Genomic DNA, 19,138 nt, shown 5'->3' with positions numbered 1-19,138 from the left:
GCCGCCCGCCAGCAGCGGCGTGGCGTAGGCGGGCTCGGCGTACTGCGACAACACCACGACGCCCACCCCGGGATGGCTCTGCCGCAACCGGGTCGCGGCGACGATCCCCTCGTCGGCGAAGCCCGGCGGCATCCTGATGTCGGTCACCACAACGTCGGGCCCGTGCTCGTCCACCGCGGCGAGCAACCCGGGCAGATCCGCGCAGGCGGCCACGACCTGGAAGTCCTCCTGCAGGTCGAGCAGGCGACGGACACCCTCCCTGACCAGCAGGGAGTCCTCAGCGATCACGACGCGTACGGACATCGGCGCCCTCCATGCGTAGCCAGGTGAGCACGGCGAGCACCCGCCGGTTGTCGTCCGCCGCCGGGCTCAGGCCGAGCTTGGTCAGCACCGCGGCGATGTGCGCCTCGACGGTCTTGGTGCCGAGGAACAGGGTACGGGCGATGGCCGCGTTGGACCGGCCCTCCGCCATGAGCCGCAGGACGTCGCGCTCGCGGTCGGTGAGCTTGTTCACCGTCGTCTCCTCGTGGCGCAGCTGCAGCAGCATGCTCACGATCTCCGGATCGACCACCGCCCCGCCCGAGGCGATCCGCTCAAGCGCGGCGCGCAGCGCGGCGGCGTCGTCCACCCGGTCCTTGAGCAGGTAGCCGACGCCGCGCCCGCCTGCCTCCAGCAGGCGGGCGGCGTAGGCGCCCTCGGCGTACGTCGACAGGACGAGCACGCCGACCTGCGGATACCGCTCCCGCAGCTCGATCGCCGCGGCCAGGCCCTCGTCGGTGAACGTCGGCGGCATCCGCACGTCCAGGATCGCCGCGTCCACCTGATGCGCGGCGAGGTGCGCCCACAGCTCCGCGACGTCGCGCGCCTGCGCCGCCACCTCGACTCCCACCGCGCCGAGGAGCAGCGCCAGTCCCTTACGGAAGAGGGTCGAATCATCACAGATCACCACCCGCATGTGGTCAAGTCTGACAGCACGAAGGTCCGGACGCCCAGGGCGTCCGGACCTCGCGATCAGGAGTCACGCGTTGACGGAGACCGGGATGGTCCACCCCTGCCGGCAGGTGTCGCCGGTCAGCTTGTCGTCGCAGCCCTCGACCCAGAACGTGTACGTCGCGGAGTAGCCAGAGCTGTTGGTCACGCCGGCCGGGGGGTAGCCGATGACCTTGCCGGCGGTCCGCGATGAGGTGCGCGTGGTGACGTCGTGGCTGGGGAAGCCGACCAGGCCGATGTTGGGGCTGGCCTTCCAGTGGATGCGCCAGTAGTCGTAGTTGAACGGGTTCGTCGGCCCCCAGCGGAACACCGCCTTGCCGTTCGACTCGTACGCTGCGACGATCATGTTGCTGCCCTGGTCCGGCGACCACGCCACCTGGCCGCCCGCGAAACGCTGCTTGCGCCCGTTCTGGTTGGGCACGCCCTTCTCCTCACTGGTGGGGCAGCCGAGGGGGCTCCTCTCCCCGCCCAGCGAGCGCCAGAAGTCGCCGATCGCCCCGTACGGCTGGATGGCGCATGTGGTGGTGCGGGCCTGCGCGGGAGCGGCGATGGCGAGCCCGGAGACGACAGTGGCGGCGAGGGTCGTGGCGGCGGCCAGGACGCGGGTCGAGCGGTTCATGGTGAGCTCCTCGGGAGTCGTGCTCTCTTCTTGATGGCTCAACCATGCGCCCGCCGCCGGGTCCGCCACATCGTGGCAAACCCGGCGACGATCTAAGGGTTTTCCCTCTTGTGGTGTGGCGGGCCGGCGCCGAAGACGGGAAGTGACCCGTGCGTACGGGGGCGTCGTGGACGTCCTGGAGAATCTGTCAGATGACCGGCCGCATCCAGTCGTTCGACAGATTCGCTGTCGCGGCCGGAGCCATACCGTCTGCAGGCGAACAAGGACCTTGGGGAGTGTGCTGTGAGGGAATCCGTCCTGGTGACCGGCGCGACAGGCAGGTTAGGCGGGGCATTGCTGCCACGGCTGACGGAGTTGGGCTACAAGGTGCGGGGGATGAGCCGGACCGTGCGTTCCGGAGGTGACGTCGACTGGGTCACGGCGGATCTGACCACCGGGTACGGGCTGGCCGCGGCGCTGACGGACGTTCACGCGGTGGTGCATCTCGCCGCGGCCCCGTACAAGCGCAAGTACACCGATCACGTCGAGCTGGACGGCACACGCCGGCTTGCCGAGGTGGCCCGCGAGTGCGGGGTCGCGCATCTGCTCTATGTTTCGATCATCGGCGCAGACCAGATCCCATGGGGATATTTCCGCACAAAGGTGCGCGCTGAGGAGATCGTCAGTTCGGGCAGGGTGCCGTGGTCCATCGTGCGGGCCGCGCAGTTCCACGAGTTCATGGATCAGGCGTTCTCGATGGCGGCGCGCTCCGGGCTGATGATCGCCGATCCCGGCATCCGGGCCCAGCCGGTCGACGTCCGTGACGTCGCGCACCATCTCATCCGGCGCCTGCAAGCCGGGCCGAGCGGTGAGACGGAGGATTTCGGCGGACCTGAGGTCTTGGCGTTCGACGAGGCCGCTCGCCAGTGGCTCGAGGCGCGCGGCAAGAGGCGCCCTCTGGTACGGATGAAGGTGCCCGGCAAAGTCGGCGCCACCTTCCGTGGCGACCACCTCGTGACCGATGCGACGCCCACGGGAACGATCACCTGGAAGCGGTATCTCCAGGAACAGGGGAGAAGCCTCGGGTAGCGGGGACTGGTCATGCTCGTCGGGCGGGCCGAGGAGCGGGCGGCTGCTCGCGGACGTACGCATGGACAGGAGCTCACTTGAGCAGCGATGCGGTCAGGTGCGCTTCCGGTGTCCCGATGGCGGTGAACAGTTCGTGGGCCTGCTGCCAGTTCCTTCGCGCGCTTCGATGATCACCGCCCAGATGCCGGGCGTGTCCGAGAATCAGCAGCGCGCAACTGTTCCGCGAGCCGGCCAGCGCCGTCAGGAAGGTTGGCAGCCAGGGCACCACACGGTCGTACGGTCGGCGATACGGCGGCTGGACAGGGATGTACCGCAGCGCGGGCAGGGGCCGGCGGGTTCGTCGCGGGCCCCGGTGAGCCAGGTGTCACGCGAGGGAACGCATCCGGCCTTGATCGACTCTCGCAGGACCCGGCGCATGGCCCCGTACAACGCCGCGCGGTCGTTATCGTCCAGGTCTCCCACGGCACGCTGGGGATTGATCCGGGCATGCCAGCAGATCTCGTCGGCGAGCAGGTTGCCCAGGCCGGCGAGGAACGTCTGGTCGGTCAGCACCGACTTGAGCCGTCCCCGGCGGCCCGACAGCAGCTTGTCGAAGCGCGCGCGTGACACGTCGCGCGCGTCCGGGCCGAGGTCGCTGAGCACCCGCTCGGCCTGAGTCTCATCGTCGGCAAGGCGGATGCCCTGGAGCTTCCGCATGTCGCGGAAGCGCAGCTCACCGTCGTCGAACTGCCGGACGACACGGTCATGCCGGTGCCATGGCTCATCAGGGGAATGCCAGGACAGTGAGCCGGTCATGCCGAAATGCAGCATCAGCACCGGCCCGCCTGCGGGCGCTATCAGCCATTTGCCGTGCCGCCTCGGCTGCTCGAACCGGTGTCCTCGCAGCGCATCGGCCAGTTGCCGCGCGCCGATGCCGCGAAGGATCCCGGGGTTTGTTGGTCTTCCCCAGAGTGCGGTGGCGAGTGTGTTCAGTTCTGTTGTCACAAACCGATCTTGGACACCCTCGCCTCGTTCCGCAGGCAATCATCTGGACTGAATCATCTAGCCGTCCCGCGGGAGGTAGGGCCGTCCGTGGTGGATAGAGCGTCGGACTGCGGGCTTGCTGTTCTGGTGGTTTTGGGTGCTGCGGGGGGTACGGTCTGGGCCCACTGGGCCCAGTCGGCGAGGGTTTGGTAGAGGCGGATTCCTGCCTCGACGGCAACGCGCATGGACTGGGTTTGAACACTGTCGCCGAAGTCGCCGCGGTCCTTGGCGGCGGCGTAGGCGCGGTAGTGATCGGCCGCGGCGGTGAAGAACTGTGCCTCTTGCGCCAGGTGTCGTTGCAGGTCTTCCGGATCCATCAGCCAGAAGAAGAACGTCCTCAGCAGCGACTGCAGCCGTACGGTGTGGTCGACCTCGCCCTGTGTCAGCCAGTTGCGTACCTCGGCCAGTCCGGCAGCGGTGATGCGGTACGCCTTGCGTCCGCGCGGGCCCTCGCTCTCGACCTCGATCAGCCCTGCATCGGCCAGTCGGCCGAGCTCGGCGTAGATCTGCGGATGCTTGGCTGGCCACACGGCGCCGAGGACCTCCTGGAATCGCTGGGCCAAGTCGTAGCCGCTCGCCGGTCCTTCTGCGAGCAGGCCCAGGACGCCGTGACGCAATGACATGGGGTTCCTTCCCTTCTGCTGAGTCCAGCTTGACATGAACCCTCTACATGTACATGCTTACATGTATCAATCAACATGTAGAAATAGAGGGTCGAAATGCCTAGAGATCGGCAGCGGCGGGCCATCTTCCTGACCGGCGCGGCAGGGGGAATCGGTGAAGCCCTGGTGAAGGATCTGACGCAGCGCGGTTACCTTGTTTTCGCAGGTGTCCGCAGCAACCGCGGCTCGCTGGACGAGCTGCCACACGTGGTCACCGTGCAGGTGGATGTTACGGATCCGGGCAGCGTGGCGGACGCCGCCAAGCGGGTGAGCAGGCATCCGACCGCCGCAGGCGGCCTGCACGCGGTGATCAACAACGCCGGGGTCATAGTCCAGGGTCCGCTGGAACTGGTGCCCCCAGCCGAACTGCAGCGCCAGTTCGAGGTGAACACCTTCGGCCCCACCTACGTCACCCAGGCGTTCCTGCCGCTACTGCGTTTGGGAGGCGGCCGGGTTGTCAACGTCGGCGCGTCGACCGCCCGTACCCCGCTACCGCTCATGGCTCCCATCTCGGCGAGCAAGGCGGCCCTTGCGGCCCTGTCCGATGCCCAGCGTCTGGAGTTGGCTGCATGGAACATCCCGGTCGTGCTGGTGGAGCCGGGTGCCACGGAGACACCCATTTTCGCCTCGGCTGAGGCGGCCGCGAAGAGCGCGACAGATTCGGCCGACCCGCATCGCGTGGCCCTGTATGCCAACCATCTGGCCGCGTTCGCCAAAATGATGGCCAAGCAGAAGAACGGCCCTGTCCACCGGGTCGTCAAGACCATCGTCACGGCTGTGGAGGTCCGCAACCCCAAGCGGCGCTACGTGACCGGCTCCGACGCCCATGTGCTGGTCACCCTGTCCCGGTTGCCCGCCAGTCTGCGCGAGCGGCTGATCGCGAGCAACTTCGGACTCGACAAGGTCACCCCGGGAGCTGCCTGATGAGCGCCCATCCGCGTACCATCGTCCTCATTGGCGCCACCTCCGGCCTGGGCAGGCAGGCCGCTCGGCAACTAGCCACCGACGGCTATCGGCTGATCCTGGTCGGCCGCGATCCTGGACGGGCCAAGGACCTGGCTCGCGAGCTGTCCCGAGCCCATGTGATCGAAGCGGACGTGGCCACCTCCGACGGCATCGACGCGCTGGTCGGCCAGGTGAGCGAGATGATCGACAGGATCGACGCGCTGATCAACAACGCTGGTGTCATGCGGCCCACCCGGGCAGTCACCGCAGAGGGGTTCGAACTCAACTTCGCCGTCCACCACCTGGCGCCGTTCTCGACGACGAGCCGGTTGCTGCCCTTGCTGCGGCGGGGCGAGGGACGGGTCATCAACGTCAACTCCGAAGGTCATCGCACCCCGATGAGAGGCGGGGGCCTAGTCGTCCTCGACTTCGACGATCTCCAGAGCGAACGCGGCTATGACCCGTTCATGGTCTACAGCCGCACCAAGCTGGCCAACCTGATGTTCACCTACGAACTGCATGCCCGCTTCCCCGAGTTGACCGTCGCGGCCCTGCACCCCGGCTTCGTGCGCACCCGCCTCGGCCGAGAGTTCCCCACCATCCAGGTAGGCCTGGTGCACGCCTTTGCATTGTCCTCACGCCGTGGCGCCGAACCGGTGGTGCGGCTGGCAACGGGCAGCGTGTCGGCCGGCAGGTATTACGACCGGTTTACCCCGGTGTCCTCCTCACCCCACTCCTACGACACGGCGGCCGGCCGGCGCCTGTGGTCGATCACCGAGGACCTGCGCGGCCCGTTCGCCGCCTGAGCAAAACAGGACAGCAAGTTGACGAACAAACACGACCCTGCCCGTACAACAACCAGGCACACCGGACTTGGTCCTGCAGACCGAGGACGTCGTCGTCGACCGGCGCGGCTACATCTACATCACCGACAAAAACCAGGGCATGTGGATCTTGCGCTACACCGGCCCGCTGATCTAACTGTTCTGTCCGGTAGTAATCGCGCAGGATCCAACGGATATACCTCTGACCCGAAATAAAGATCAGTGGGCAGGCGGCAGCGGACCCTGGCCATCTCGCCTGGTCAGGGTCGGTCGCGGCCGGCGTCCCGAAGGCCACGGCCGGCCGGGATGCGGCCAAGAAGGTACCGGGTCGCAAGCGTGGGCTGGCCGTGGATGTGCTGGGCCTGGTCATTCAGGCGGTGGTCGCGGCAGCTTCGATCCACGACACCGCCATCGGTAACGCTCTGCTGGACCGGGTCGCCGCCGCCACTGCGCCCGGCAGCGTCCAGATCGCCTTGGTCGACCAGGGGTTTAAGAACAGCGTGATCGCCCACGGTGCCACCCACGTGAGCACTCCGGACCCCGGCGCGTGGCTGCTGGACCGGATCGACGCCCGCGAGAAAGCGCTGACCAGCCATCTCGAACAGACCCAAACTCGGATCGAGGAGTTGACCGCCCGCCTGCGAGACCTCGACCAGGACCTCGATCATCTGCGGATCACCCGCAAGACCTTACTCGTCCTCGCTGGCGAACCCGATCCGGCACCCCCGCCGCCACCGGCTCCCACGCTGCCCGACCATCCCGCCTACCAGCAGATTCTCACCCTCATGGCCGACACCGGCCAGCCCGCACGAGCGTGCGACCTCTGCCTGGCCCTGGACCTGCCCCTGGCGCGGAAGAACATCGAGAACACCCGCGCCAAGCTCAAACGCCTGGTCAGCCTGGGCATTCTCGCGGAGATCGAGCCGGGATTGTTCGCTCAGCCGCATCCATAGCCCGGAAACGAGCCCGTGACCAGCCCTCCTCATGCAGCGCAAGCGATCAAAGGGACATCAACTCGCGAACCGCCCTCTCACATCCCTGAGCCGGAAGCCGCGTCATGCGGCCTGGTGACGTGTCGGCCATCCAGAAGTGGTAGCGCAGCAGGCCGGTGGCGGTGCGCCGCAGGTCCGCGTCCAGCCAGGCCGCGAGGTAGCCGTGGAGTGCGGCGAGGGCCTGCCGGGGGCTCGCGGCGCCGGTGATCTCCAGCGGGCCGGCGAAGCGCAGCTGCTCGGAATCACCTGTCCTGGGAGATAACAGGTACGCGATTCGCCCGGTTCTTCTATCTTTGGCCGTGATCTAACCCATGCGCTCCCAAAGGAGATGTTCGTAGTGAAGAGACTTCTCGAAGGAGCCGCCCTGCGTGCCGGTGTCGTCGCCGCCGTCGCGTTGGCCGGCGGCCTGCTGACCTCTTCCCCGGCCGGTGCCACCGTGACCGGTACGGAGTCCGTCGCCGTGGCATCGCAGACGGCCGGCTCGGCCGCCGCGGCCCGCCCGAGTAACGGCAGGATCCTGTACGACCGGATCAGCGGCGGCCGCGGCACCCTCAAGATCAAGAACGGCACTTCGAAGGACGGCGTCGTCACCCTCGTCAAGGGCAAGACCAAGGCGATCAGCATCTACGTCCGCGCGAAGTCCACCGCCAGCATCAAGGATGTCAGGGACGGCACGTACCGGATCTACTTCACCACCGGCTACGCCTTCGCCACCTCCAAGGGCAGGTTCTCCCGGGCCGCCAGTTACCAGCTCTTCAACGACCGGCTGAAGTTCGTCACGACCGCCACCTCGTACAGCATCTGGACCTTGACCCTCCACCAGGTGAAGGGTGGCAACGCGCAGACCACATCGATCAACCCCAAGGACTTCCCGGCCTGATCGCGAGTCGACGCCGCAGCCGGAAGATCCGGACTTGGCCGTTCGTCTGGCGTGGGAGAGCCCCGCGTGGGGATGCCGGCGGGGGCGTCAGGTCAGTGACGTGACCGTACGGCCATCAACGTCTTAGCCGACGCGACCGCCCCGAAGGCATCCCCCACGCAGCCCAAGCCGACGTCGCCCGCACCTTCTGGCACCTGCACACCCACCTGATCGCGCGCGCATCGACGGCGTTCCGCGTATCGGGGGATGCCGGACCAGAAGGTACGGTCCTGCTGTGCGCTATTCATGATCACGGGGTCGGCCCCCAGGGTGACGCCGTCGCCAGATCAGGAAGACCACGCAGGACGCTAGCGCCCACGCCCCCAGCACCAGGAACGGCATCAGGCTCTGGTGGCCGCGGAAGTAGACGGCGGTGTGCTGGGCGTTGACCGACGCTCCCGGCGGCAGCCAGCGACCGATGGCGCCGAGCGGTGAGGGCAGCAGTGGCCACGACACCGCCCCACCGGAGGAGGGGTTGCCGAGCAGGACCATCAGCCCCCAGGTGGGGAGCATCGCCCAGCGCCCCAGGAAGGTGTTGAACATGGTGAACACCATCCCCGTCGTGAACATGGTCAGGGCCAGGATCAACCAGGACTCCGGGACCGGCAGATCCAGCGCGCCAAGCAACCAGTCCACGATCGCCACGATGGCGAACGCGCCGAGCGCCGCGTACAGCGCCGTGAAGGCGATCCGCTCGCCGGCGTTGAGATCGGCCGCGTTGGCGCTCAGCTGGGCCGCCCCGGTGAACCCGATGATCACTGCGGCGAGCGTGATGTAGAAGATCGCCAGGCCGCGCGGATCCGCTCGCTGGAGCGGCTTGACGTCCCTCACCGTGAGGCGCACCCCCACCCGCGTGGCGACTTTCGGGGACTCCTCGGTGAGCAGCTGCGCCACCGACGCGCCCGAGGCGCTCGACACGTCCATGTTGACGTCGGCGCCTCGCACGACGAACACGGCGAAGACACGCTGCTCCTCGATGGCCTGCCTGGCCTCGGCGTAGGTCGGGTAGAAGCGCAGGACGAGCGAGGCCTCCAGCGATTTCTCCAGCCCGGCGACGAAGGCCTTCCCGCGCACGGTCTCGGCGGTGACGCCGACGACCGCTACAGGCAGATGATGCGGGGTCGGGGAGGCCATGGCGTAGGTGTACGACCCGGCGAACAGCCCCGCCCCCGCCGAGAGGATCACCACCAGGACAGACGCGGGAAAGTACCGCGATTGCTTGAAGGTCGCCCACCAGTCACCCATGCGCCCACGCTAGGCAGGCGCCCACCGGTCCAGCTCGCTGACATTCTCTCCGTGACGGCTCGCGAAGCCATTCGGGAAGCGTCCATGACGGGGCGTGGGGGCGCTATCGGCGCACACGTGTCAGCGGAAGTCGGCGGTACGGAATACGGCCATCATGTCCTTGGACCTGGCCCCGGGGTAGAAGGACGCCTCGGCGCCGACCCAGCCGCGGAAGGCTCCGCTGTCGTCGATGATTTGCAGAAGCGGTTTGATATGCGAGTTGCCTGAGTAGCAGAACTGCTTGCTCTCCATGGCCAGGCAGGTGCACCAGTGCCACAGGGTGTCGCGGCGATCGCGGTTGGAGACTGTGATGAGGTAGTACTGGATGGAGCTGACGTTCGCGCGGGTGCCTCCGCCGAAGTTGGGGCAGCCGCCGGACTTCTGGCAGGCGCCCGGGGATGCCGGCTGCAGGTAGGTCAGGCACCAGGTCGTGGTGGCGCAGCCGCGGAAGGAGGACTGCTTGAAGACCTGACCGTCGGACTTCACGATGCGGTGGCCAGACCAGGAGACCAGGTCCTGCTTGAGCGTCCCGGCGAAGGCGCGCACGGAGCTCATCGCGCGGCGCGTGGTGAGCGGGGCGTTGCTGCCGTAGCCGTATCCGTTGGTGGCCAAGGTGCTGTCCGCGAACTGCAACTGGGCGAGCTTGCCGTCAGGCGACAGCTGCACGCGCCACTTCTCGGTCCAGGTCTGGGCGATTTTCCATCTGATGCTCACCACGTTGCCGGCCGTTGTGTACGTTCCGGTGCGGGATTCGTCCGGGGCGCCTGTGAAACCGGCGGCAGTCAGTACGTTGCAGGCACGTACGCGTGTGCTGGAGCCGCCTGCCTTGGTTGAGCAGCTCGAATCCGGGACGACGCCGGTGGCCTGTCTGCCCTCGGGGTTGCGCTGCCACCAGAGGTAGGTGTTCGCGCTGACAGTGCCGTTGGCCTTGAACTGGTAGGTACCCAGGCGCACCCAGTTCTGGGCGGACGCGGCGCGCAGGAAGCCCTGTGTGACCACAAAGTTGGCCTTCCCGCCGGGCAAGGGCGACCGGGACAGTGCGGCGCTGGCCGGACTGATCCCAGTGGCCAACAGGATGAGCATCGCGAGCACGGCGGTGAGAACGGCGCGCACAGGGAACCTCCTCGATTTCGGTCTCCGCCGATTCTTGCCCATGCGGCCCTTCGACGTCCGGCCGTTCGGCATACGTTCACAGTCGTTCTTCACGATGAGTCAGCCGTCTGGCAGGCGTACTGCTCGATCTGGCGAGCCGGGAGCCTGAGCGCTGACGGGTGCCAGTACCTCGGCAGCGGAGTCTGTGACCAGCTCATCTCCGGGTGTCGGTACGACTGCACTACAAGGTGCACGCGATCGCATTGCCGCAGGTCAGAGCTTGGTGGGATCGTCATGCGGTCGAAGTGGCCACGGTCCGGTGACGGCGGCGGGCCGGAACTGGGCGACCGCGCGGGTCTCGTCGGGGGTTCCTTGCGGCGTTCGGTGTCGGCCGGGACAGACGGCGCGGCTGGTCGATGCCGTCATGCTCATTGATCAGCGCGTGCCGTGAAACCGATCTCATTGCGCGTACCGCGCATCGGGGCCTCGAGCCCCGCAGCAGGACCTGGCTGCCGGTCACGGCGGCCGGCTCAGGCCGCTCGATGACCCGTACTCTGCCCGCGTCGGGAATCATCGCCCCCGCATGCGTGATCAGGATCGATTCGAGGGGGAGCCGGTCCCGTTCATGCGGAAGCTGCCCTCACGTCGTTGACCGGGAAACGCGCTGGTTGCCCGGTCAGTACCCGCACGGCCTCCTCGGCGGCTATGCGCCGGACCGTTGTGATGGCCTCCTCGGAGTAGTAGGCGGCGTGGGGCGTGACGATCACGTTGGGCAGCTTGAGGAGGGGGTTGAGCGGGCGCCAGTCGCGTTGTTTCGCGGGTTCCTCCTCGAGGTCGTCCAGCGCTGCGCCGGCGATCCATCCTTCGGTGAGTGCCTGGTAGATCGCCGCATCCTCCACGATGGGCCCACGCGCGGTGTTGATGAGGATGGCGGTTGGCTTCATCCTGCGGAGCGTCGCACGGTCGAAGGTGTGGTGTGTCTGTGGGGTGAGCGGCGACTGGATCACCAGGTAGTCGGCACCTTCCACGAGGTCGTCGAAGGACACCGGCCGCACCTGGTGCGACTGGATCTCGGACTCGTCGAGAAACGGGTCGTGCGCCCAGACCTCGACGCCGAACGCTCTCGCGCGTTCGGCGATGAGCCGTGCGATGGAGCCGAAGGACAGCAGTCCGAACACCCGTCCTTTCAGCCGCCAGATCGGCTCTCCGCTCTGCCAGTGCCAGACGCCCTGCCGGGTCGCTCGGTCGTATTCGCAGATCTTGCGGACGGCGGCGAGCCACAGCGCGACGGCATGATCGGCGACCTCCTCGGCGCACCACTCGTTCGGCGCGTTCGTGACCTGGATGCCCCGTCGGGTCGCGGCGGCGACGTCGACGATGTCCACGCCCGTGCCGTAGCGAGCGATCACGCGGCAACGGGTGAACGCGTCGATGGCGCGGGAACCGACCCGCGCGTACTGGGTCAGGATGCCGTCGACGTCTCGACTCTTTTCGATCACCTCGTCCTCGCTCTTGCACTGTGCGGCAAGGAGCTCGAATCCGGCGCCCTCGACGATTGCGCGTTCGATGTCCACGTCGCCGAAGTCGAAATCGGCGATCATGATCGTGCCGCTGCGGTCAGTGCGAGTCACGGGGAATCCCCTTGGTGTGTGCGAGATCCTGGTACGACACGGCGAGTTCCAAGCAGCCTCCGCTGTCCAACTGCCCGACCGTGGAGCGGTAGATCTCCTGCCACGGTGTCTGGTTCTCCAGTGCCGGCGGTGTGTATTGAGCCCACCGCGCGGCGATCTCCTCAGCTGACAGCAGGACGTCGACGCGCGCGTTGTCCATGTCGATACGGATCCGGTCGCCGGTGCGCAGGATGGCGAGGTTGCCGCCGACCGCGGCCTCGGGGCTGGCGTTGAGAATGGACGGTGCGTCCGAGGTGCCGCTCTGCCGGCCGTCGCCGAGCGTGGGCAGCGCGGTGACGCCACGCTGGAGCAGTGCGGTGGGGACCTCCATGTTCACGACCTCGGCTGATCCCGGATAGCCGATCGGCCCGGTGTAGCGGATGACGAGGATGCAGTCCTCGTCTATGCCCAGCTCGGGGTCTTCGATGCGGGCGTGGTAGTCCTCCGGCCCGTCGAAGACGATGGCGCGAAGGTCGAACACCGGCGGATCATCGGGATGTGGCAGGTAACGGGCCCGGAAGGCGTCGGTGATGACCGAGGTCTTCATGACTGCGGAGTCGAACAGGTTCCCGGTCATGACGAGAAGGCCTCCCCGCGCGGCAACAGGCTCGTGGAAGGGACGGATGACCTCCGGGTCGGCGGGTGGGACATCGTCCAGGTTCTCGGCCACGGTACGACCGGTGACCGTCACGGCGTCGCCGTGCAGGTGCCCCGCTGTCAGCAACGACCGCATGAGTGCGGGGACGCCACCCGCTTGATAGAAGTCCTCGCCGAGGAACTCACCGGCGGGGGCGATGTTCGCCAGCACCGGAATGTCGGCTCCGACTCGTTGCCAGTCATGGATGGACAGTGCCACCCCGACGTGACGCGCAATGGCGTTGATGTGGATGGGCACGTTGGTCGAGGCGGCGATGGCCGACGCGACGACGATCGCGTTCTCGAAAGCCTGCCGGGTCATGATCTTGCGCGGGGTGAGGTCCTCGCGCACCATGGCCACCGCTCGGTAGCCTGTGTGGTAGGCCATCTGCGCCCGCTCGCGGTAGGGGGCCGGTATCGCCGCGCAACCGGGCAGGGACATGCCCAGGGCCTCGGCCAGACTGTTCATCGACAGCGCGGTGCCCATCGTGTTGCAGTGCCCGATGCTGGGCGCGGAAGCGGCCACGCGCGCCATGAATTCGTCGTAGTCGATCTGCCCGGTGGCGAGCAGCCGCCTCGACTGCCAGATCACCAGCCCCGAGCCTGACGAGCCTGTCCGCTTGCCATCGTAATAACCGTTGAGCATCGGCCCACCGGACAGGACTATCGCCGGAATGTTCACCGTCGCCGCCGCGGTCAGACACGCGGGCGTGGTCTTGTCACAACCTGTTGTCAAGACCACTCCGTCGAGCGGATATCCGTAGAGCACCTCGACCAGCCCGAGATAGGCGAGGTTGCGGTCCAGGGCCGCGGTGGGGCGCTTGCCGGTCTCCTGCAATGGATGGACGGGGAACTCGAACGGGATGCCACCGCCGTCGCGGATCCCGGCCTTGACCCGGTCGGCGAGGGCGAGATGGTGTCGGTTACAGGGAACCAGGTCGTTACCCGTCTGGGCGATGCCGATGATCGGTCGGCCCGACTGGAGTTCCGCCGGAGTAAGGCCGTAGTTGAGGAAGCGCTCGAGATACAGAGCCGTCATCTCCGGATTTCCCGCGTTGTCCCACCAGGCCTGACTGCGCAGGTCTCTCGTCGTGTGCTTCGTCGGTGGCATAAAGTGCTCCTCGCCGGCCTACGCGGGCTCCTGCCCCGACGCGCCGGGCGCTGCCGTGGCGCCGTGGGAAAATCCCTAGGGCGCTGCCCACGCCCGGGGGCGGATGCTGTCGACCGTCGGGGCTGCTCCTCGACTCTTCTAGGGCGTCAGGTACCCAGCGCTCATTCTCGATATCCACCTGACGTGCGGAAATAACGGCAAAGGCCGCTACTCTTGCACGTTCGCCCTGGGCTGTGGGGCCGGCCCGTCCGATCCGGCCGGGTACTCCTGAAGCGGAACGAGATCCTCCGACCAGGCTGAAAGCACTGGCGTGAGGACCCCGCCAAGAGTCTTCGGCCTCGTCACCGCGGATGGACTCCTGACCAGCGCCAGCTGTCCAGTTCCAGCTCCACCTCGGCGAACGTCTCGGTGCGGTGCCCCTGATCCACGCCTTCCTCGTCGGCGTAGGCGGGAACCGTGCGGTCGCCGACGCGGCCGGCCTTGTAGCGTGCGCGGCGGGTGGGTCGGAGGACGTCCTTGTCGGTGAGGGGACGCGAGGGCCTCGTCCCAGACGATCTGCTCCGGTGGCCATCGGGCAGTCCGGCTCGAGGGCGAGGAGGCCCGCTCGTGTGAAAGTTTCAGGGGCGGTTGAGAGTGCGGCTGATCGCTGGCCAGCGGCGATGCCTTCCGGCCCGATCGGTGGGGACAGGTCGCATTGACGGCGAGGAAAGCGCTTTCCTACTGCCGGGCGTGGCGCCCCCGACCAGCACCCCCAGTCCGACCTTGCCACTGCGCCCGCCCGGCGGCCGGCTCCTCGCCGACGACGTCGAGGACGGCACGCGGCCTTGTGCACTGTCTCGCCGCAGGAGAACACCGCCGTACCGGTCACCGGGTGGCACTGGCCGCGGTCTCCGCTGAACCGCCCGCCGGCCTCGGTCACGATCAACGACAGCGGCGCGAAGTCCAGAAAGCCGTCATGGATCGGGGCTCACCTCTGTTCCGCGGCGGCGCGGGCCGACCTGTGCGCTGCCGGGCGAGTGAGATCCGCACAGCTCATGGCCCGGGCCGGGGCGTCAGGCGGATGATCGGCAGCTCTCGGTCGGTCTTTTCCTGGTACTGGGCGAAGCGGGGTGCGGCGGCGGTGATCTGCTGCCAGGCCTGTTCGCGTTCGGTCCCGTGGAGCTGCTCGGCGGTCACGGCGATCGTGCGGCCCTCGACCTCGACCCGGACCTGGTCGGGGTGAGCGGCGATGTTGTAGTACCAGGCCGGGTTCCCCGAGGCTCCAGCGGCTGAGGCCACGATCAGGTAGCTGCCGTCCGGGCCGGGGAACCAGCCGACCGGCGTGGTGCGCTCGGAGCCGCTTTTGCGGCCGACGGTCGTCAGGACCAGGGCGTTGAAGCCCATGAACGTGCCGCCGCCCTTACGGCGGATCCGCCTGGCCATCAGTTTGTTCAGCCAGCGGAACGCCCACCCGGACGGCTGGCGGGTGCCGCGGGTTCCGGCAGGGGTGTCGAAGCTCATGCGAGTCCTCCGTGACTTCAGGTCGTGGGTTAGCCGACCGGCTGTTGCGGAAGCCGAACGACAGCCACACGCTGTCGATGGCGTTCTTCAGGCCAGCGGGGATGCTGCGGTTGTATTCGGGGGTGACGACGATGAAGGCATCAGCTTTTGTCGTTCCAGGAGCGCACGATCGGTTCGGAGTAGGTCGGGTCGCTGGGGTCGCCGATCGTCGCGGGGTGCTCGGCGGCCAGTCCCGCAGGTCGGCGAGTTCGACCTCGAAGCCGGCGCGGGCGCGCGATGACCCAGGGTGCCACCAGGTCGGCTGCCCGGCTGGGGCGCGTGCTGCCGCCGCTATGCGCCAGGCTCGGGCGCGGGATCATGGACGGTGCGCCGGACCTTGATCTCGCGGTCGTGGTTGAAGGGCGCCCCTTCTAGGTTGAAGCTCCACGACAGCGTGGGGGTGATGCGCATGTAGGCGGCGGGCCCGAACTGGCCCTGTCGTTCGACGAGCTCGGCCTCGCCGTAGATGCGTAGGTAGCGCGGCGTCCACGGCTGAGCGGATACCAGGTCGTCGATGACGAGCGCGACCTTGGTGTTGCCGGCTTGCACGTTGCGGAACTTGCGGGTCCTGGCCGGGTCGATGCCGCCCACGTACAGGTGCGTCCCGTCGAACTCGAACCCGACCGGCACCACGTCCGGCTGGTCGTCGGCGGCGACGGTGGCGACGCGGGCCAGCCGCTGGGAGTGCAGGTAGGCGATCTCTTCGTCGCTGAAAGACACGTCCGGACCTCCTTGGCCGTAACCGGTGCAGAGTCGTCGTCGTTAACGAAGCGTACTGTACGCGGCATTAACTATATGCGACATGTACCATAACTTGGTGACCAAAACGGGGCAAACGATCACGGGGACGGACTCCGCAGCGGGACTTGGTTGCGCGAGTGACGGGCAGCGCGCCGGCGCGGGCGATCCGGAGATGGACGTCGCCACCGGACTGGTCCAGCTCACCGCCCTGGTGCAGGGCATCTACACGCGCGTCTCCGAACGCCACGACCTGACCCCCGTACAGGCCAAGCTCCTGTGCGTCCTGCTCGACGGTCCCCGAGGCATGGCCGATCTCGCGCGCTGCTTCGGCGTGGAGAAGGCGGCGCTCACCGGCCTCATGAACCGGGCGGAGCGGCGCGGGCTGGCCCAGCGATCATCGGTGCCGGGCGATCGGCGCGCCCTGCAGGTGACCTTGACCGACGCCGGCCACCAGGCGGCGATCGCCTTCCACGCCGAGGTGAGCGCGGAACTCGACCGGCTCATCGCATCCCTCAATGACGACGACCGCGAGCACTTCCGCAGCACGATGGCCGCGATCATCGCACGCTGCAGGACATCATCGTCCGCCTCGGACCGCCGCTTGTCCTGATCTGAGGCGATCGGGGGGGTGGTGGCAGCGCTCCGCTGCCAGGCCGGATCGCTTTCGGCCCTGAGCCGACGGCTCAGGTGAGGGTGGGGTAGTCGGTGTAACCGCGGTGGTCGCCGCCGAAGGACGTGCTGCGGTCGGGGGTGTTGAAGGGACCGCCGGCGGCCAGGCGGGCGGGCAGGTCGGGGTTGGCCAGGAACAGGGCTCCATAGGAGATGAGATCGGCGGTGCCGTCCTCGATCAGGCCGAGCGCGTCGGGACCGGTGGGCTCCATGCCGGTGAACGGGTTGAGGATGAAAGCGCCGGGCCAGTCCTTGCGCAGCCGCAGCACCAGGTCCCGGACGCCGGGTGCCTCCATGAGGTGCAGATAGGCCAGGCCGATCGGAGCGAGTTCCCCGACCAGGGCGCCGGACGTCTCCTCCAGGTCGTCCTCGGCGATGTCGTTGTAGGGATTGCCCGGGGACAGGCGGATGCCGGTCCGCGCGGCGCCGATGGCGTCGGCGACCGCCGAGGCGACCTCGACGGCGAACCGGATCCGGTTGGCCGGGCTGCCGCCCCAGACGTCGGTGCGCTGGTTGGCGCCGGAGGCGAGGAACTGGTGCACCAGGTAGCCGTTGGCGCCGTGGATCTCCACGCCGTCGAAGCCGGCGCGGATCGCGTTACGGGCGGCGGCGGCGAAGTCCGCGATCGTCTCGGCGATCTCCTCTTGCGACAGCTCCTTGGGCGTCAGGAAGTCCTTCGGCCCCTCATGCGTGTAGACCTGGCCGCCCGCGGCGATCGGGGATGCCCCGACCGGGTGCATCCCCGCGGGCAGGAAGTCGGTGTGCCCGACCCGGCCGGTGTGCATGAGCTGCGCGAAGATCACACCGCCCTGGGCGTGGACGGCGTCGGTCACCTTCCGCCACGCCGCCACCTGCTGCGCCGAGTGCAGACCCGGGGTGTCCGGATAGCCCTGGCCGACTACGGACGGCTGGGTGCCCTCGGTGATGATCAGCCCGGCGGACGCGCGCTGGGCGTAGTAGGTCGCCATCAGCTCGGTCGCGGACGCGCCGGGGCCGTAGGCGCGACTGCGGGTCATCGGCGCCATCACGATGCGGTTGGCCAGGCGGGTGCCGCCCAGCTGGTAGGGGTCGAATACGGAAGTCATGATCACTTTCCTTGTCCTCGAAGAAGACCGCCGGTCAGGGCGGCCGTAGGCCATGACAGCGCTCAGTCGCTGCGATTGCCTGCTCGAACAAGTAAGTACAGTAGTTCATTCCCGAGGCTGCGCAGCCGGTGCCGCTAGCACTCGAATCTTCCGGGAAGCTCCATCCTCCGCGCACAACAATTGGGATGGCGTTAGACTTGTGCTTGTTCGAGCATCTATCGGATGGTTGCGAGGTGACCCACGTGGGCAGACCGAAGGACGCGGGATCCGGCGAGGCCGCGGAGGTGGCGTATGCGCCGCTGCCCGCCTCGGTTCAGGCGGGGCCGATGAACCACGCAATCGTCCGCGTCGCACGCCTGCACCGCATGCTCGCCGCCCAGCTCCTGCGCCGCGTCGGCCTGCACCCCGCCCAGGAGCTGGTCATGATGCAGCTGTGGGACCACGGCCCCCAGCGTCAGGTCGACCTGGTCCGGATGCTCGGCTCCGACGCCGCCACCATGACCCGCACGGTCCAGCGCCTGGAACACGCCGGGTTCGTCCGCCGCAAGCCCAGCCCCACGGACAAACGCGCCACCATCATCGAGGCCACCCCCGCCAGCCAGGCCGTCCGCCGGCAGATCGAGGACATCTGGACCGAGCTCGAAAGCGCCACAGCCGCCGGCCTCACCCCCGACCAGCAGGCCGAAGCCCTCAAAGTCCTCCAGCAGGTCGAAGACAGCCTCGCCCGCGCCATCTCCAGCTAAGACCTCCGACCTCCGCGTACCGGCCGGGACGCGCTCTTCCCGCTGCATCCGCTGGCTCTGGGGCGGTTCGGCGGCTCATCGCGCAGCCCCATGCTCTGGAACGCCACCGGTGGCATTCGCCTGATTGACACCATGGACAACATCACGTCACGTTGTTACGTTCGAGTGACAGTTGACAGCGGTGTCAATCCTTGTCCCCCCACGAGGAGCGGAGATCGTTGATGGTGTCACGACGCAGTTTCCTCCGGGCGAACGGCGTGGTCCTCGCGGCCGGCGGTCTCGGCCTCACCCTCCAGGGCCCCGCCGCCGCGAGAACCAGCCCCACCACCCCCCTCCTTCCGAACTTCGGCCGTCCCTCCCACCTCGACTTCGCCGACATCAGCACCCTCCACGGCAACGACCAGTTGCTCCTGACCACCCTCCAGGGCGTCGTCAACCGCCGCCGCCCGCGCCTCTACTTCAACTACGACGCCGCCGGCTACGACCAGCGCTGGCTGTCCAGCACCGGCGCAGCGGTCACCCGCCA

The 19,138-nt window shown here is 67.9% G+C and carries 23 protein-coding genes; 8 read left to right on the top strand and 15 right to left on the bottom strand.

Annotated features, from left to right (window positions below; translation table 11 throughout):
• The 3 genes from AB0J09_RS29335 to AB0J09_RS29325 form a co-directional block, all read right to left on the bottom strand.
• A partial coding sequence (locus AB0J09_RS29335) for a response regulator transcription factor (RefSeq protein ID WP_360697995.1) occupies nt 1–303 on the bottom strand: 303 nt, incomplete at its 3' end.
• Nucleotides 278–955 (bottom strand): response regulator transcription factor, encoded by a 678-nt coding sequence (locus AB0J09_RS29330; protein WP_360697992.1) that lies wholly within the window; start codon nt 953–955, stop codon nt 278–280. The genes AB0J09_RS29335 and AB0J09_RS29330, both read right to left, overlap by 26 nt.
• A 63-nt stretch (nt 956–1,018) precedes the next feature.
• Entirely contained in the window at nt 1,019–1,609 is a 591-nt protein-coding gene (locus AB0J09_RS29325) for a hypothetical protein (RefSeq protein WP_360697989.1), read from the bottom strand.
• Between the two features lie 282 nt (nt 1,610–1,891).
• Here AB0J09_RS29325 and AB0J09_RS29320 point away from each other — a divergent pair, with 282 nt between their 5' ends.
• Complete coding sequence (locus AB0J09_RS29320) at nt 1,892–2,677, top strand: NAD(P)H-binding protein (RefSeq protein WP_360697986.1); 786 nt, start codon at nt 1,892–1,894, stop codon at nt 2,675–2,677.
• 73 nt (nt 2,678–2,750) lie between these two features.
• Here AB0J09_RS29320 and AB0J09_RS29315 read toward each other — a convergent pair whose 3' ends face one another.
• The 3 genes from AB0J09_RS29315 to AB0J09_RS29305 are packed head-to-tail and all read right to left on the bottom strand — an operon-like array spanning nt 2,751 to nt 4,323.
• Nucleotides 2,751–2,945 (bottom strand): hypothetical protein, encoded by a 195-nt coding sequence (locus tag AB0J09_RS29315; protein ID WP_360697983.1) that lies wholly within the window; start codon nt 2,943–2,945, stop codon nt 2,751–2,753.
• Nucleotides 2,918–3,661, bottom strand: a complete 744-nt coding sequence (locus AB0J09_RS29310; protein ID WP_360697980.1) for a DNA-formamidopyrimidine glycosylase family protein — start codon at nt 3,659–3,661, stop codon at nt 2,918–2,920. Before AB0J09_RS29310 ends, AB0J09_RS29315 begins: the two co-directional genes overlap by 28 nt.
• 53 nt (nt 3,662–3,714) lie before the next feature.
• Complete coding sequence (locus AB0J09_RS29305) at nt 3,715–4,323, bottom strand: PadR family transcriptional regulator (protein WP_360697977.1); 609 nt, start codon at nt 4,321–4,323, stop codon at nt 3,715–3,717.
• A 96-nt stretch (nt 4,324–4,419) separates the two neighbouring features.
• Between AB0J09_RS29305 and AB0J09_RS29300 the strand changes: the two genes are divergently transcribed.
• The 4 genes from AB0J09_RS29300 to AB0J09_RS29285 all read left to right on the top strand — a co-directional run bounded on the left by AB0J09_RS29300 (nt 4,420) and on the right by AB0J09_RS29285 (nt 8,003).
• Complete coding sequence (locus AB0J09_RS29300; protein ID WP_360697974.1) at nt 4,420–5,286, top strand: SDR family NAD(P)-dependent oxidoreductase; 867 nt, start codon at nt 4,420–4,422, stop codon at nt 5,284–5,286.
• A complete protein-coding gene (locus AB0J09_RS29295) occupies nt 5,286–6,113 on the top strand; it encodes an SDR family NAD(P)-dependent oxidoreductase (protein WP_360697971.1) in 828 nt (275 codons plus the stop codon). The genes AB0J09_RS29300 and AB0J09_RS29295 overlap by 1 nt, the downstream gene beginning before the upstream one ends.
• Nucleotides 6,114–6,343: 230 nt before the next feature.
• A complete protein-coding gene (locus tag AB0J09_RS29290) occupies nt 6,344–7,084 on the top strand; it encodes a transposase (protein ID WP_360698004.1) in 741 nt (246 codons plus the stop codon).
• A 376-nt stretch (nt 7,085–7,460) separates the two neighbouring features.
• Nucleotides 7,461–8,003: a hypothetical protein gene (locus AB0J09_RS29285; protein ID WP_360697968.1), complete on the top strand. Its 543-nt coding sequence runs from the start codon at nt 7,461–7,463 to the stop codon at nt 8,001–8,003.
• A 279-nt stretch (nt 8,004–8,282) separates the two neighbouring features.
• On the opposite strand, the gene AB0J09_RS29280 is transcribed toward AB0J09_RS29285, so the two are convergent.
• The 8 genes from AB0J09_RS29280 to AB0J09_RS29245 form a co-directional block, all read right to left on the bottom strand.
• Complete coding sequence (locus AB0J09_RS29280) at nt 8,283–9,287, bottom strand: ABC transporter permease (protein ID WP_360697965.1); 1,005 nt, start codon at nt 9,285–9,287, stop codon at nt 8,283–8,285.
• A 120-nt stretch (nt 9,288–9,407) separates the two neighbouring features.
• Nucleotides 9,408–10,439, bottom strand: a complete 1,032-nt coding sequence (locus AB0J09_RS29275) for a hypothetical protein (protein WP_360697962.1) — start codon at nt 10,437–10,439, stop codon at nt 9,408–9,410.
• A gap of 602 nt (nt 10,440–11,041) precedes the next feature.
• On the bottom strand, nt 11,042–12,049 hold the full coding sequence (locus AB0J09_RS29270; RefSeq protein ID WP_360697959.1) for a C-terminal binding protein: 1,008 nt from the start codon (nt 12,047–12,049) through the stop codon (nt 11,042–11,044).
• Complete coding sequence (locus AB0J09_RS29265) at nt 12,036–13,835, bottom strand: IlvD/Edd family dehydratase (RefSeq protein ID WP_360697956.1); 1,800 nt, start codon at nt 13,833–13,835, stop codon at nt 12,036–12,038. The genes AB0J09_RS29270 and AB0J09_RS29265 overlap by 14 nt, the downstream gene beginning before the upstream one ends.
• A 341-nt stretch (nt 13,836–14,176) precedes the next feature.
• Nucleotides 14,177–14,413 carry a hypothetical protein gene (locus AB0J09_RS29260; RefSeq protein WP_360698001.1) on the bottom strand — a complete coding sequence of 79 codons (237 nt, stop codon included), beginning with the start codon at nt 14,411–14,413 and terminating at the stop codon, nt 14,177–14,179.
• 454 nt (nt 14,414–14,867) lie between these two features.
• The gene (locus tag AB0J09_RS29255; protein ID WP_360697953.1) at nt 14,868–15,335 is read right to left on the bottom strand and encodes a nitroreductase/quinone reductase family protein; all 468 of its coding nucleotides are present in this window, start codon (nt 15,333–15,335) and stop codon (nt 14,868–14,870) included.
• A complete protein-coding gene (locus AB0J09_RS29250) occupies nt 15,235–15,669 on the bottom strand; it encodes an NAD(P)H-dependent oxidoreductase (RefSeq protein WP_360697998.1) in 435 nt (144 codons plus the stop codon). Before AB0J09_RS29250 ends, AB0J09_RS29255 begins: the two co-directional genes overlap by 101 nt.
• Nucleotides 15,666–16,094, bottom strand: coding sequence for a PPOX class F420-dependent oxidoreductase (locus AB0J09_RS29245; RefSeq protein ID WP_360697950.1), 429 nt, complete (start codon nt 16,092–16,094; stop codon nt 15,666–15,668). Before AB0J09_RS29245 ends, AB0J09_RS29250 begins: the two co-directional genes overlap by 4 nt.
• A gap of 97 nt (nt 16,095–16,191) precedes the next feature.
• Between AB0J09_RS29245 and AB0J09_RS29240 the strand changes: the two genes are divergently transcribed.
• Complete coding sequence (locus AB0J09_RS29240) at nt 16,192–16,725, top strand: MarR family transcriptional regulator (RefSeq protein WP_360697947.1); 534 nt, start codon at nt 16,192–16,194, stop codon at nt 16,723–16,725.
• Between the two features lie 73 nt (nt 16,726–16,798).
• Here AB0J09_RS29240 and AB0J09_RS29235 read toward each other — a convergent pair whose 3' ends face one another.
• Nucleotides 16,799–17,869 carry an alkene reductase gene (locus AB0J09_RS29235; RefSeq protein WP_360697944.1) on the bottom strand — a complete coding sequence of 357 codons (1,071 nt, stop codon included), beginning with the start codon at nt 17,867–17,869 and terminating at the stop codon, nt 16,799–16,801.
• A 242-nt stretch (nt 17,870–18,111) separates the two neighbouring features.
• Between AB0J09_RS29235 and AB0J09_RS29230 the strand changes: the two genes are divergently transcribed.
• Both AB0J09_RS29230 and AB0J09_RS29225 read left to right on the top strand, forming a co-directional pair.
• Nucleotides 18,112–18,612 carry a MarR family transcriptional regulator gene (locus AB0J09_RS29230; RefSeq protein ID WP_360697941.1) on the top strand — a complete coding sequence of 167 codons (501 nt, stop codon included), beginning with the start codon at nt 18,112–18,114 and terminating at the stop codon, nt 18,610–18,612.
• Between the two features lie 221 nt (nt 18,613–18,833).
• The coding region (locus tag AB0J09_RS29225) for a GxGYxYP domain-containing protein (protein WP_360697939.1) at nt 18,834–19,138 on the top strand (305 nt) is incomplete at its 3' end.

The organism is Nonomuraea sp. NPDC049784 (genome assembly GCF_040659615.1).
Lineage (GTDB): Bacteria > Actinomycetota > Actinomycetes > Streptosporangiales > Streptosporangiaceae > Nonomuraea.
Note: the sequence above shows the minus strand (reverse complement) of the source record. Positions and strands in the feature narration are given on the sequence as shown.